This is a genomic window from Micromonospora sp. WMMD980 (assembly GCF_029626035.1).
In the GTDB taxonomy this organism is placed as follows: Bacteria; Actinomycetota; Actinomycetes; order Mycobacteriales; family Micromonosporaceae; genus Micromonospora.
The window spans coordinates 347,586-360,794 of record NZ_JARUBE010000003.1 but is presented as its reverse complement, the minus strand read 5'-3'; the positions used below and the strand labels follow the sequence as shown (position 1 = coordinate 360,794).

Below are 13,209 nucleotides of genomic sequence, written 5' to 3'. Positions count from 1 at the left end.
CCCGGTCAGATCAGCCGCAGCTCGCGCGCCCGCCGGACCGCCTCGCGCCGGCGGGTGGCGTCGAGCTTGCGATAGATGTTGCGCACGTGCGTCTTGACCGTGTTGACCGACAGCGACAGCTCCGCGGCGATCTCCACGTTGGACAGGATGCTCTGGAGGTAGCGCAGGATGGTCAGCTCCCGCTCGGTGAGCGGCTCGGCCAGCACCCGCGCCGGCGCGTCCGGGGCGCCGCCGGCCCGGGAGGCGTCGACGGCGCGGAGCAGGCCGTCGACGGTGGCCCAGTAGGCGGTGCCGGAGTCCAGGTGGGTGGCGAGCAGGTCGCGCAGCCCCGGCTCGGCCCGGGTGAAGACCCGCCGGCAGCCCTCCGGCTCGGCCAGCGCCAGCACCTCCTCCAGCAGCCGCCCGGCCCGCCGGCCGTCCCCGGCCGCGCCGGCCAACGCCGCGTCCAGCAACCCGGCGCCCAAGCGTACCGGCAGCGGCCAGCGCGTCGCGTCGGGCCCGGGCCAGTCGGGCAGCGCCCGCTCCGCCGCGCCGGCGTCACCGGTGGCCAGCCACAGCCGGGCCGAGGCCACCGCCAGCGCCGGGTCGGGTGCCGCGCCGCCCGCCGCGTCCAGCAGCGCGCGACCACCGGCCGGGTCGCCGACGTCGGCACGCAACTGCGCCTCGGCGGCGGTGAGCCACGCGCCCAGCTCCGGACCGGGCGCCGCCGCCCGGGCCGCGGCGAGCGTGCGCAGCGCCGCGGCCGGGTCGCCGCCGTCGGCGAGCAGCCCCGCCCGGCAGAGCGCGACGAGCGCCGCGCCGCCCGGCTCCGCGCCGGCCGGCCCGGCCAGCGCCAGATGGGCGGCGGCCTCCGCCGGCCGGTCCCGCTGCCAGTGCGCCAGCGCCAGGGCGAGGTACGCGTAGCCGCAGTCCAGCCGGGAGGACCAGCCCCGGCAGGGCGGCATGGCCAGCGCCTCCCGGGCGTGCTCCTCGGCGGCGGTCAGCGCGCCCCGGGCCGCCTCCAGCACGGCCGAACGACTGGCACAGAGCAGTTCGGTACGCGCCCGGCCGGCCCGACGCGCCGCGCCCAGCGCCGTGGCGAACCGCCCGCCGGCCACCGTCAGCTCCCCCTCGGCGAGCGCGACGAGCCCGTGCGCGGCACCGGCCACCGCCCGCACGTCGTCGGAGTCGCCGCCCGTCACCTCCGCGAGCAGGCGGTCGGCGGCCCGGCGTACCTCCTCGTGGTTCCCGGTGAGCCGGGCCAGGCTCAGCTCGACCGCGGTGGCCAACCGGCGGAACCGCGCGCGACGCGGCGCCGGCAGGTCCGCCGCGGACGCCCGTCGGAGCTGCCCGTCCGCGGCCGCCGGGTCCCCGGCGTACGCCCGCTCGGCCGCCGCGGCCAGCGCCAGCTCCGGGTGCCGGAGCACCTCCTCGGCCGGCGGCTCGGGCGGGGCGGGCGCGGCGGCCGGGGCCGGCTCGTCCGGCGCCAGCTCCGGCCAGCGGGTGACCAGCAGCTCGGCGGCGTCGGCCCACTCGCCGGCGGTCAGCGCGTGCCGCAGCGCCTCGGCCGGCCGGTCGTGCCCGGCGAACCAGGCGGCCGCCCGTCGGTGCAACTCGCGCAGCTCCTCGGCGGGCAGCCGGCCCAGCTCGGCGCGGAGCAGGTCGGCCAGCAGCGGATGCGGCCGGTACCAGGGCGGGCTGCCCCCGTCCTGCTGGACGAAGCCGCCCTCCCGGGCCGCCTCGGCCAGCAGGTGCCCGGCGTCGGCCCGGCCGGTCAGCGCGGCGGCCAGGTCGGCGCCGACCGCGACCGCCACCGCGCTGCGGCTCAGCACGTCGCGGGCCGCCGGGTCCAGCGGCGCGAGCACCTCGTCCCGCAGGTAGGCGGCGACGTCCGGCTGGTCGCCGCTGATCTGGTGCACGGCGCGCGCCGGGTCGGTGCCGGCGGCCAGCGTCAGCGCGGCGAACCGCAGCCCGGCGGGCCAGCCCCCGGTCCGCTCGACGAGCCGGGGCACCGCCTCGGCCGGCACCGGCACGCCGTGCGCGACAAGCAGATCGGCCACCTCGTCGGCGGTGAACGCCAGCTCGTCCGGGCCGAGCACGGTCAGCTCGCCGGCCAACCGCCACCGGTGCAGGGCCAGCGGCGGTTCCCGCCGCGCGCCCGCGACCAGCCGCAACCGTCCGTCGCCGTGGCGGAGCAGGAACTCCAGCCCGGCCAGCGCCGCCGGGTCGGTCACCCGGTGCAGGTCGTCCAGGACCAGCAGCACCGGGCGCTCCCGGGCGCCGAGCGCGGCGGCGAGCGCCTCGAGCTGCTCCGGCCGGGGCGGGCCGTCCGGCATCGGCGGTGGCGGCCCCTCGTCCGGGTCCCCGGCGACGGCGGTGCGCAGCGCCGCGGCCAGGTACGCCCAGAGCCGGCCGGTGGTGTCGCCGTCCGCCACGGTCACCCAGACCGGCGTCGGCCCGGTCCGCTCCGACCGGGCCCAACCGGACAGCAGTGTCGTCTTGCCCCAGCCGGCCGGGGCGAGGAGCAGGGTGACCGGCCCGGCCGTGCCGCGCTCCAGCCGGTCCAGCAGCCGGGGCCGGAGCACCGTCGGCCCGGGCGGCGGGGGCGGCGCCAACCGGGACCCGAGCAGCGGCGGGCCAGCCGCCGGGACGCCCCGACCGCTCGGCGAGCCGGCCCGGGCGTCCGGCGACGCCACTCCGTCCGCCCGCACGGCGACGTCCGGCGACGCCACCGCGTCCCCCCGGACGGCGGGCTCGGCCGGGGCGGTGTCCAGCCGGACCGGGTCGGCCTCCTGCGGCATGCGTTCCTCCCCCGTCGGTGCGGGGGGCGGTTACCCGGAGCGCGCCGGTTCACCCCTTCGGGGCGAGCCGGTGTCACCCGGGCCACCGTCACGCTGGGGCTACGTGGGGCGGCCGGCCGCGCACCGTCGGCCGCCCCGTGACCAGAGATCCGGGAGGGCAGGGTGGCTCGGACAGGACGGCTGGCCGACGCGCTCGCCCGGGCGGCCGACGGCGCGCGGGCCCTGGCCCGGCGGCGGGCGCCCGGGGCCGGTGGCGGCCCCCGACCGGCGCGCTGGCAGGTGGTGACCGTGACCGGGCGGCCCGAGCAGGTGCTCCCGGCCGGGCGGTGGCCGGAGCCGCTGCGCCGGCTCGACGGCGCGGTGGAGGTCTGGGCGCGCCCGGCCCCCGGCGGGCGCGGCACCGAGCTGGCGGTACGCCCGCTGGGCGGGACGGCGGCGCTGCCCGGGCTCGCCGCGCACCTGGTCGGCGACGACCCCGGCCGGTTCCTGCGGCAGGTGCTCCGGGAGACCCGCCAGCTCGTGGAGACCGGGGAGGTGCTGCGGGCGGACCGTTCGCCGCTGGAGCGCCCGGGGGCGGCGGGGTGAGGGCGCTGTGCTGGGAGGGCGCCGACGCGCTCGCGGTGCGCCAGGTGCCCGACCCGGAGCTGCGTAACGCCCACGACATGATCGTCCGGGTGCGTCGCAGCGTGACCTCCGGCGGCGACCTGCCGCTGCTGGCCGGACAGGTGCCCGAGGCGGCCGCCGGCGAGGTGCTCGGGCACGAGTTCCTCGGTGAGGTTGTCGAGGTCGGGTCGGAGGTGCGCCGGCACCGGGTCGCCGACCGGGTCGTGGTCGGCGCGGCGGTCGCCTGCGGGGTGTGCTGGTTCTGCCGGCAGGGCATGCTGGCCTGCTGCGACAACGGCACCGGCGGGCCGGCGGCCGAGCCGGAGTGGGGACCGCCCGCAGCCGGGTGCTACGGCCGACCGGCCCGCCTCGGCGGCTTCGCCGGCGGCCACGCCGAGTTCGTCCGCGTCCCGTACGCCGACGTGGGCGCGTTCGCCGTGCCCGAGGAGGTCGACGACGACCGGGCGGTCTTCGCCGCGGACGCCGCCCCGGCCGGCTGGCACGGCGCCGAGCTGGGCGGCGTCGCCCCGGGTGACGTGGTGGCGGTCTGGGGCGCGGGCGCGGTCGGCCAGCTCACCGCCGCGGCGGCGGTGGCCCGCGGCGCGGCCCGGGTGATCGTGGTGGACGAGCACGACGACCGGCTGCGGATGGCCGCCCGGCACACCGGCGCCGAGCCGCTCGACCACCGGTCGGTGGATGCCCTGGGCGAGCTGCGGGAGCGCAGTGGCGGCCGGGGTGCGGACGTGTGCGTGGACGCGGCGGGGCCGCCACCCGCCCGGGCGCGGTGGCCGGGCGGCGCGCCGGACGGCGGGGCGGCGCTGCGCGAGGCGGTGCACGCCTGCCGCAAGGGTGGCACGGTGGTGCTGCTCGGCGGCGGGACGGCGTTCGTGGACCGGTTCCCGCTCGGCGCGGTCACCGACAAGGGCCTGGCGGTACGCGGCGGCAGCCGCGCCCGGCCGGGCGCCATCCCCGCGCTGCTGGACCGGATGGCCCGGGGCGAGCTGGTCACCGAGCACCTCGCCACCCACCGGCTGCCGCTGGATCGGGGCGCCGACGGGTACGCGCTCTTCCGGGACCGGGCCGACGGCTGCGTCCGGGCGGTGTTCACCCCGTGATCGGAACCGGCGCGGATGGCACACTCGGCGGATGCCCCCTGAGCGCGCGTACGACCTCATCCTGCTCGGCGCCACCGGCTTCACCGGCGGCCTGACCGCCGAATACCTGGCCCGGCACGCGCCGGACCGGCTGCGCTGGGCGCTCGCCGGCCGCAACCCGGCCAAGCTGGCCGCGGTCCGCGACCGGCTGGCCGCGATCGATCCCGGCCTGGCCGAACTGCCCCTGCTCACCGCCGACGTGACCGACCCGGCGTCGCTGCGGGCGGTCGCGGAGAGCGCCCGGGTGGTCGCCACCACCGTCGGCCCGTACGTGCACCACGGCGAGCCGCTGGTGGCCGCTTGCGCCGCCGCCGGCACCGACTACGTCGACATCACCGGGGAGTCGGAGTTCGTCGACCTGATGTACGTGCGGCACCACGCCGAGGCGGTGCGCACCGGGGCGCGGCTGGTGCACGCCTGCGGCTTCGACTCGATCCCGCACGACCTGGGCGCCTGGTACACGGTCAAGCAGCTCCCGGCGGACGGGCCGGTCACCGTGGACGGCTACGTGCGGGCCGGCGGCCGGTTCTCCGCCGGCACCTATCACTCGGCGCTCACCGCGTTCGCCCGTACCGGCGAGATGGGCCGGGCCGCGCGGGCCCGCCGGGCGGTCGAGCCGCGACCGGAGGGCCGGCGGGTGCGCGCGGTGCCCGGCCGGGTCGGTCGGGTCCGCGAGTTCGGCCAGTGGGCGGCGCCGCTGCCCACCATCGACCCGCAGATCGTCCGCCGGTCGGCGGCGGCCCGCCCCGAGTACGGGCCGGACTTCCGCTACCGGCACTTCGCCGCGATGAAGCGGCTGCCCACCGTGCTGGTCTCCGGCATCGGCCTGGCCGCGGTGGTGGGGCTGGTGAAGGTGCCGCCGACCCGGCGCTGGCTGCTCGGGCGGCTCTCCTCCGGGCAGGGGCCGAGCGCCGAGCAGCGGGCGAAGTCCTGGTTCCGGGTGCGGTTCGTGGGCGCCGGCGGCGGCCGGCGGGTGGTGACCGAGGTGGCCGGCGGCGACCCCGGCTACGACGAGACCGCCAAGATGCTCGCCGAGTCGGCGCTCTGCCTGGCCTTCGACGACCTGCCGGCGACGGCCGGCCAGCTCACCCCGGTGGCCGCGATGGGCGACGCGCTGCTCGACCGCCTCATCCGCGCCGGCATCACCTTCCGCACCCTGAAAGCGTAAGGAGGGGCCCCTTCTTAACGCATTCGGTAGAGGCGGGGCCCCCTTTTAACATCTCCGAAGCGTTGACCCTCGACCCGGTGGAGGGCACAGGATGACGGCCGTGGAGAGCGAGCTTCGCAGCATCGGTGAGCTGGCCCGGGCCAGCGGGTTGACGGTCAGCGAGTTGCGGTTCTACGACCGCTCCGGCGTGTTGACCCCGGCCCGGGTCGACCCGGTGACCGGCTACCGCTGGTACACCGGCGACCAGGTCGACCCGGCCCGGCTGGTGGCCGGGCTGCGCCGGGTCGGCATGCCGCTGGCCGGCATCGCCGAGGCGCTGCGGCACCGGCACCGGCCGGCCGAGGTGCACCGGCTGCTGGACACGCACCTGCGCCGACTGGAGGACGGCCTCGCCGACGCGCGTCGCGAACTCTCCCGGATCCGTCGCCTGATCGACCCGGAGGAGACCACCATGACCACCCGCCTCGCGCTGTCCCGCACCGACCTGGCCGCCGCCGTGGCCGCCGTGCGCTTCGCCGTCGGCGCCGACCCGGCGCTGCCGGCGCTGTCCGGCGTGCTGCTGTCGGTCGAGCCGGACGGCGTACACCTGTTCGCCACCGATCGGCACCGGCTGGCGGTGGCCCGGGTCGACGCCACCGTCGACGGCCCGCCGGTGGGCGCGCTGCTGCCGGTGGCCGCGGTGGACGAGCTGCGCGCGCTGCTCGACACCGACGTGCCCACCGTCGACGCCGTCGTCGCGGCGGGCCGGGTGACGTTCTCCGTCGCCGGTCGCACGCTGGCCGTCACCGCGCTGCCGTACGACTTCCCGGACTACCGCCGGCTGCTGCGGGCGCAGGTCGGCGACGCGCCCGCGTACCGGATCCCGGTGGACGGCGCGGCGCTGCGCGCGGCGCTCACCGCCGACGGGGTCCGGGTCTGTCACCGGACGCACGGCGGCGTCGCGCACGAGGTGGTCGCGCTCGGCCTGGACGGCCGGGGTGAGCTGCGGCTGGTCGACCCGGCTGCGGTCGATGGCACCGACGACGGCCTGCGGGTCGGGGTGAACCGGGAGTACCTGCTCGACGCGTTGGACGCCGGCGGCAGCCAGCTCGTGCTGGAGCTGGACGGGCCGATCACGCCGCTGGCGGTCCGCCGGGCCGACGACGCGCACGCGTTCTCCATCCTCATGCCGGTGCGCCTGTAGACGGCCCGGCCCGGGCCGGCGGGGCCGCGACGGTAGCATCTGGGGGTCCTACCTGACTGCCTGGACGGAGGCGTACGAGCAGCATGCTCGACATGGAGTTGATCCGGAAGGATCGCGAGGCGGTGGCGACCGCGCTGGCGAAGCGTCTGGATCCCGCCGAGGTCACCCGGGCGCTGGACGACATCCAGCGGCTCGACCAGGAGCGACGCGCCCTCATCACGGAGATCGACGCCGAGCGGCAGCGCCGCAAGGCCGAGGCGCGCGCGTACGCCGAGGCGAAGCGGTCCGGCGGCACGCCGCAGCCGACCGCCCCGGAGGCCGAGCGCAAGCAGCTCGCGGAGCTGGAGTCCCAGCTCGACGAGGTGCAGACCCGGCTCCGCTCGGTGATGAGCGAGCTGCCGAACCTGCCCGCCGACGACGTGGTCGCCGGCGGCAAGGAGGCCAACCGGGTGGTGCGGACGTTCGGCGAGGCGCCGGCCATCGAGAAGGTCCGCGACCACGTGGAGCTGAGCCGCGCGCTCGGCCTGGTCGACCACGAGCGGGGTGTGAAGCTCGGCGGCTCCGGCTTCTGGATGTACACCGGCCTGGGCGCCCGGCTGGAGTGGGCCCTGGTCAACTGGCTGATCGAGCGGAACATCCAGGCCGGCTACGAGTTCCTGCTCCCGCCGCACCTGCTGCTGGACACCGCGGGCTTCGCCGCCGGCCAGTTTCCGAAGTTCTACGACGACGTCTACCACCTCGACAAGCAGTCCGCCCCGCGCGGCCAGTTCCTGCTGCCCACGTCGGAGACGGCGATCCTCGGCGCCTACCAGGACGAGATCCTGGAGACCACGAAGTTGCCGCTGAAGGCGTTCGCCTACACCCCGTGCTACCGGCGGGAGGCGGCCGGCTCGCACTCCGACGAGCGCGGCACGGTGCGCGGCCACCAGTTCAACAAGGTGGAGATCTTCCAGTTCACGCTGCCGGAGCAGGCCGACGCCGCGCTCGAGGCGATGGTGGGGCACGTCGAGGGCCTGGTCAGCCAGCTCGGCCTGCACTTCCAGACCAGCCTGCTCGCCGCCGGAGACTCCAGCGCGTCGATGCGCAAGACGCTCGACGTCGAGGTGTGGATGCCGAGCACCGGCAAGTACAAGGAGGTGTCGTCGGTCTCCTGGGGCGGCGACTACCAGGCTCGCCGGGCGGCGATCCGCTACCGCGAGCCGGGCGGCAAGCAGACCCGGTTCGTGCACACGCTCAACGGCTCGGCGCTGGCCACCAGCCGCCTGTTCCCGGCGATCCTGGAGCAGTGCCAGCAGCCGGACGGCTCGGTGGTGGTCCCCGAGGTGCTGCGCGACAAGCTCGGCACCGACCGCCTCACCGCCGCTCGCTGACCACCTCTCGCGCGGGGGCCGGTTCCGCCGGCCCCCGTCGCGCGTCCTGCGCCGCGTTAACAGGGGGCCCCTCCTCTACCGGAGGCGTTAACAAGGGGCCCCGCCTTACACACGCCACGAGCAGCGCGAGCGCGAGCGCGGCGAGCAGCGCCGGGCCGGCGCCGTCCAGCGTGCGCACCAGCGCCTGCTGGACGGCGGCGGCGGCCCGCACCACCGGGTCGCCGAACGCGTCGTGCCGACCCTGGGCCAGCCGCACCTCGTACCAGCCGTACCAGGCGACGTAGCCGCCGGCGATCAGGAGCACCAGGCCGCTCAGCCGCGGCGCCCACGCGCCGGCGCCGCGCAGCCGGGCCACCACCCGGCCGCGCAGCAGCGCCACGGCGAGCGCGGCCACGCCCACCACCAGGGCCATCCCGAGGGCGTACGCGCCGAACAGCGCCAACCCGCGCAGCGGCGAGCCGACCCGCAGGCTGGTCACCACGATCGCCAGGAACGGCGCGATCGCGCAGCTCAGCGACGTGAGCGCGTACGCCGCGCCGAACACCACCATGGACGGCCAGGTGCGGACGAGCCGGGGCGCGGTGCGCAACGGGCGCGGCGTGGGCAGCCGCCGGCCGGCGAGCAGCCAGACACCGGCCAGCGCCAGCAGCACGCCGAGGGTGACGGTCAGCCAGGGCAGCCGGGGGCGCAGCCAGTCGGCGGCCGGCGCCACGGCCAGCCCGAACGCGCCGAAGACCAGCGCGTACCCCAGCGTCAGCCCGGCCGTGGCGGTGAGCGCCCGGCCGACCGCGCCGCGCCCGTCGCCGGGGCCGGTCACCAGCAACGACAGGTACGCGGGCAGCATCGCGAAGCCGCACGGGTTGACCGCGCCGAGCATGCCGGCGGTCAGCGCGAGCAGCAGCGCGCCGGTCATCGGAGGGCCAGCGTCTCGACCTGCCGGGTGAGTGACTCGCCGTCCAGGAAGCCCTGGTGGACCACCTTCCCGTCCCGGTCGAGGATCACGAACGTGCTCTGCTCGGCCACCTTGAACCGGCGCCACACCGCGCCCGCGCGGTCGTCGAGCTGGGGCGTGCCGGCGAGGTCGAACTCGGTGACGAAGTCCTTCATCGCCTGCTGCTCGCCCAACCCGGCGACGCCGACGATCGGCACGGTGTCCCGGTACTTCGGGGCGATCTCGGCGACGGTCCACGCCTGGCTGGCGCAGGTGGCGCACCAGGGCGCCCAGAACCAGAGCACCACCGGCCGGCCGGCCAGGGCGGCGGCGGAGAACGCCGTACCGTCGAGGGTCTTTCCGGCGAACGACAGCTTCGTCGGCACCGTGGCCGGCCGCGCGGGCGTGGGCGGCGCGGCCGGCGACGCGGTGGCGGTCGTGGTGGGCGCGGCGGCCACCGCGCCGGCCGGCGCGGCCCGTTCCGGGCCGACCGCGCAGGCCCCCGTGGCGGCGAGGGTGGCGGCCAGCACGACGACGACGCCGGCGTGCCGGATGGTACGGGGTGGCATCGGCGCCTCCTGCTGTGGTCGGTCGGCTACTCGGACTTGACCAGCCGCAACGCGAGTTCGGGGCAGACCTTGACCGCCTTGAGCGCGCCCTCGCGCAGCCAGGTCGGCACCGGGGTGGGCGGGAAGGCCGGGTAGCCGTTGCCGTCGAGCCGGATGAAGTCCGGCACCACGTGCGCGCAGAGCCCGTGGCCGTCGCAGCGGGACCAGTCCAGGGCGAGTTTCTGCGGGTTGCCGTCCGGCGCCCCGGGCAGGCCCATCACGCCCTTGACCCGCTTGCCGCAGCCCTCCCCGGTGGCGTGCAGCCGCAGGTCGTCGGCGAACACCTCCATGGCGGAGAGCGCGAACCGGGCGGTGCCGTCGGGGTGGCTGCACGCGCCGCGCCCCTTCACGTCACCGGCCGCCGCCCGGACCAGCTCGATCGGCGCGCTGCCGGACACCGCCAGGTCGACGGAGCGGGCCAGGTCGGGCAGGCCCATCTTGCACGGGCCGCACTGTCCGGCGGACTCGCCGGCCAGGTAGCGGACCACCTGGGCGGTCTCGCCGAGCGGGCAGGTGTCGGCGCCGAGCGGCACGATGATGCCGGCGCCGAGCGTGCCGCCGACCGCGGTGAGCCCCCGGCGGGAGACCTCGGCCCGCGCCGCCGCCTCGGCGGTGATCCACTTGCCGTGGTAGCCGCCCATCAGGATGCCCGGCCCGGGGGGCACCTCGCACAGGTCGAGGATCTCGCGCAGCGGGGTGCCGGCCGCGCACTCCACCACCGCCGGCCGCTTCGCCGACCCGGTGACGGTGAGCAGCACGGTGCCCGGCTCGTCGTCGGTGCCGAGCGCCGCGTACTCGTAGGGGCCGATCCGGGCGGCGATGGCGAGCTGGGCGTAGGTCTCGGCGTTGGAGAGCAGGGTGGGCAGCCCGTTGACGCCGGAGTCGCTGGAGCGCTTCTTGGTGCCGGGCGGGATGTGCGGCAGGCCGTTGATGCCGTTGACCAGCGCGCCGCCCTCACCGGAGATGAACCGGTGCGGCACGGTCACGATGGTGGTCGGCACCGGCATCCGCCGTTCCTGCAACGCCTCGGTGAGCGAGGGCCGGCCCACGTCGTCGTCGGCCACCCCGATCACGATCTCCTCGGCGTCGAGCGCGAACGCGGCGAGCGCGGCGCCGTCCAGGATGAGGTGCGGGGCCCGGGTGAGCAGCACCTTGTCCTTCCAGCTGGCCGGCTCGCCCTCGGTGGCGTTGACCACCACGACGGCGGCGAGGTCCTGCCGTTCGCAGGATTCGAGCACCGCGCGCAGCTTGCGGGCGAACGGGAAGCCCGCGCCGCCCTTGCCCTTGAGGTCGATCGCCTCGGCGAGCCGCAGCAGCGCGGCCGGCTCCATCGGCCCGATCGGGCCGTGCACCTCCTCATGGGCGAGCAGGTCGAGCCGGCCGAACTCGGAGAAGCCGGCGGTCAGGCGGGGCTCGCCGACGCAGGCGACCGGCGGGACGGTCGTCCGCATCACCGGGCCTCACCCCGCAGCCCGGCCCAGTACGCCCCGTCGACCGCGTCCGCGTCGGCCTTCTTGCGCCGGCCGGAGCGGGTCTCCTTGGTGGCGCGCAGGGCCCGCCGGGAGGCGAGGTCGACGAGCGTCGGGGTGTCGTCGACGAACGCGTCGTCGTCGGCGGCGTAGCGGGCCGGCGGACGCCAGTAGTCCGCCTCCTCCGGCACGTCCTCCTCGTCGCGGTAACGCCGGCCGGTCCCGCTGCGCGGCTCGGCCGAGATCGGACCGGCGGAGATCGGGCCCGCCGAGATCGGCTCGCCCGCCCAGCGGCGCGGGCTGTCCCACGGCTCCTCCGCCTCGTCGGTCGGACGTGGCGGGGCCGAGTAGCGGGCCACCTCGGCCGGGGTGGCGTAGCGGCCGCTGTCGGGCGGGGCGGAGTGCCGGCCACCGGTGTCCGGCGGCGCGGAGTGCCGGCCACCGCTCTCCGGCGGCGCGGAGTACGACGCGACGACCTCCTCCTCGACCCGGGACCGGCGGCTCACCCGTTCCTCGGTGTCCCGGCGGCGACGGGACCGTTCGCTGTCGCGCCGGCCGACCGTCTCCATCTCCTCGGTGTTGCGCCGGACCGCCGGCACCCGCTCGGCGTCCCGGCTCCGGCGCGTCTCGCGCTCGTCGGCGGTGACCCGCTCGGTGTCCCGGCGGCGGGTGGAACGCCGCTCGGCGGGAACCTCGGCCGCGCGGGGGCGCCGGGCCGGCTCGGCCGGTTCCTCGGCGCGCCGTCGGGCGGCGGCCGCGCGGACCGGCTCGCGCAGCGACCCGGGTTCCGGCACCACGGGTACGGCGAACCGCTCGGGGTCGCGCCGCCGGGCGGTGCCGGCCGGCGCGGTCCAGGTCGCGGTGGCCTCGGCCCAGCGGCCCGTGCCGGCGCCGCTCTCCTCCTTGCCGGCGGTCTTCTTGCTCTTCAGGACCGCGAACACGCCGGTGCGCTCCTCGCCCTTGCCGGCCATCGCCTTGTTCAGCGCGGCGGCCTGGTGCTGCTCGCGGCTGCGCTTGCCGAGGTGGACGGAGAGGCGCACCAGCAGCGCCACCACCACGAGCAGCACGCAGCCGAGATAGCTCAGCACCACCCAGCCCTTCGCCGCCCGGCCGGCGTTGAGGCCGTGGAACAGCGCGAACGGCCAGGACACGTACGCCATCGAGTGCAACGCGCGCCAGAACCACTTCGGGCCGACGCCGGCGAACCGGACCCGGACCAGGCCGGTCCAGAGCACGCCGACCATCAGCATCGCGGCGACGGTGCCCAGCCCGACGTAGAGGCCGTTGCCGCCGACGAACGGCACCAGCGCGTCGGTCGGCCCGGCCCGGCCGATGGCGATCTTGGTGATGACGTGGAGGACCAGCCCGACCACGCCGAGCACGCCGGTGGCCCGATGCGCCGACTGGAGCAGCACCCGGTGCCGGATGAGCAGCACCAGCCGGTCGGTGGCGAGCAGTCCCAGCATCACGGTGAGGCTGAGCGAGACCAGGGTGACCACCCCGGCGAAGAACTCGGTGAAGAAGAAACCGTACGAGTACATGGCGCCGCCGGCGCCGGCCAGTTCCGCACCCGCCCACGCGAGGCCGAGCACGGAGGCGGCGAGTGCCACCGTCGCGGACTTCGACATGGTCCGGACACCACGGCTGCTGGTGGTGGTCCGGACGGTCGTCGCCTTCTCGTTCTGCTGTGCCCGGGCCATCTGCTCCTCGATCGTCTCGCGGCGGCGCCCCCACCGGCCGACCCTGCTCCCACCTCAGGTACGGAGTGACGGCCCGGACGGATCACCTCCGGTGGCGAATTTCTCGACCGGATCCTCGAACCGTCGCGGTCGGACGCGCGTGTAGCGCCGTACGCAACGACGGATGCCCATGCGTTGACATTTCTTGCAACATGCTCGTAACCTTGCGGAAAATTTCACGCCTGGCTGCAAGAAGCCAGCACC

At 76.9% G+C, this 13,209-nt stretch carries 10 protein-coding genes; 5 read left to right on the top strand and 5 right to left on the bottom strand.

Annotated elements, in window-relative coordinates:
* Positions 1 to 5: 5 nt before the first annotated feature.
* Positions 6 to 2,780, bottom strand: a complete 2,775-nt coding sequence (locus O7618_RS02190; RefSeq protein WP_278104268.1) for a LuxR C-terminal-related transcriptional regulator — start codon at positions 2,778 to 2,780, stop codon at positions 6 to 8.
* A gap of 222 nt (positions 2,781 to 3,002) precedes the next feature.
* Here O7618_RS02190 and O7618_RS02185 point away from each other — a divergent pair, with 222 nt between their 5' ends.
* From O7618_RS02185 to serS, 5 genes are all read left to right on the top strand, one after another.
* Positions 3,003 to 3,365: a hypothetical protein gene (locus tag O7618_RS02185; protein ID WP_278109877.1), complete on the top strand. Its 363-nt coding sequence runs from the start codon at positions 3,003 to 3,005 to the stop codon at positions 3,363 to 3,365.
* Complete coding sequence (locus O7618_RS02180) at positions 3,362 to 4,498, top strand: alcohol dehydrogenase catalytic domain-containing protein (protein WP_278104267.1); 1,137 nt, start codon at positions 3,362 to 3,364, stop codon at positions 4,496 to 4,498. The genes O7618_RS02185 and O7618_RS02180 overlap by 4 nt, the downstream gene beginning before the upstream one ends.
* 31 nt (positions 4,499 to 4,529) lie before the next feature.
* Entirely contained in the window at positions 4,530 to 5,705 is a 1,176-nt protein-coding gene (locus tag O7618_RS02175; protein ID WP_278104266.1) for a saccharopine dehydrogenase NADP-binding domain-containing protein, read from the top strand.
* 91 nt (positions 5,706 to 5,796) lie between these two features.
* Entirely contained in the window at positions 5,797 to 6,888 is a 1,092-nt protein-coding gene (locus O7618_RS02170) for a MerR family transcriptional regulator (protein ID WP_278104265.1), read from the top strand.
* Positions 6,889 to 6,971: 83 nt separating this feature from the next.
* Complete coding sequence (serS, locus tag O7618_RS02165; protein ID WP_278104264.1) at positions 6,972 to 8,258, top strand: serine--tRNA ligase; 1,287 nt, start codon at positions 6,972 to 6,974, stop codon at positions 8,256 to 8,258.
* Here the strand turns inward: serS and O7618_RS02160 are convergent.
* Genes O7618_RS02160 through O7618_RS02145 form a run of 4 tightly spaced genes read right to left on the bottom strand, consistent with a single transcriptional unit; the run spans position 8,242 to position 12,966 of the window.
* A complete protein-coding gene (locus tag O7618_RS02160) occupies positions 8,242 to 9,171 on the bottom strand; it encodes a cytochrome c biogenesis CcdA family protein (RefSeq protein ID WP_278104263.1) in 930 nt (309 codons plus the stop codon). The genes serS and O7618_RS02160 overlap by 17 nt on opposite strands.
* A complete protein-coding gene (locus O7618_RS02155; protein ID WP_278104262.1) occupies positions 9,168 to 9,758 on the bottom strand; it encodes a redoxin domain-containing protein in 591 nt (196 codons plus the stop codon). The genes O7618_RS02160 and O7618_RS02155 overlap by 4 nt, the downstream gene beginning before the upstream one ends.
* A gap of 26 nt (positions 9,759 to 9,784) precedes the next feature.
* Positions 9,785 to 11,251, bottom strand: a complete 1,467-nt coding sequence (locus O7618_RS02150; protein ID WP_278104261.1) for an NADH-quinone oxidoreductase subunit NuoF family protein — start codon at positions 11,249 to 11,251, stop codon at positions 9,785 to 9,787.
* On the bottom strand, positions 11,248 to 12,966 hold the full coding sequence (locus O7618_RS02145; RefSeq protein ID WP_278104260.1) for a hypothetical protein: 1,719 nt from the start codon (positions 12,964 to 12,966) through the stop codon (positions 11,248 to 11,250). The genes O7618_RS02150 and O7618_RS02145 overlap by 4 nt, the downstream gene beginning before the upstream one ends.
* Between the last annotated feature and the right edge of the window lie 243 nt (positions 12,967 to 13,209).

Bases quoted from the DNA above. Each gene is read 5' to 3' on its own strand.
- O7618_RS02160 (WP_278104263.1), bottom strand. From the start codon at position 9,171: ATGACCGGCGCGCTGCTGCTCGCGCTGACCGCCGGCATGCTCGGCGCG.
- O7618_RS02175 (WP_278104266.1), top strand. From the start codon at position 4,530: ATGCCCCCTGAGCGCGCGTACGACCTCATCCTGCTCGGCGCCACCGGC.
- O7618_RS02145 (WP_278104260.1), bottom strand. From the start codon at position 12,966: ATGGCCCGGGCACAGCAGAACGAGAAGGCGACGACCGTCCGGACCACC.
- O7618_RS02190 (WP_278104268.1), bottom strand. From the start codon at position 2,780: ATGCCGCAGGAGGCCGACCCGGTCCGGCTGGACACCGCCCCGGCCGAG.
- serS (WP_278104264.1), top strand. From the start codon at position 6,972: ATGCTCGACATGGAGTTGATCCGGAAGGATCGCGAGGCGGTGGCGACC.
- O7618_RS02155 (WP_278104262.1), bottom strand. From the start codon at position 9,758: ATGCCACCCCGTACCATCCGGCACGCCGGCGTCGTCGTCGTGCTGGCC.
- O7618_RS02170 (WP_278104265.1), top strand. From the start codon at position 5,797: ATGACGGCCGTGGAGAGCGAGCTTCGCAGCATCGGTGAGCTGGCCCGG.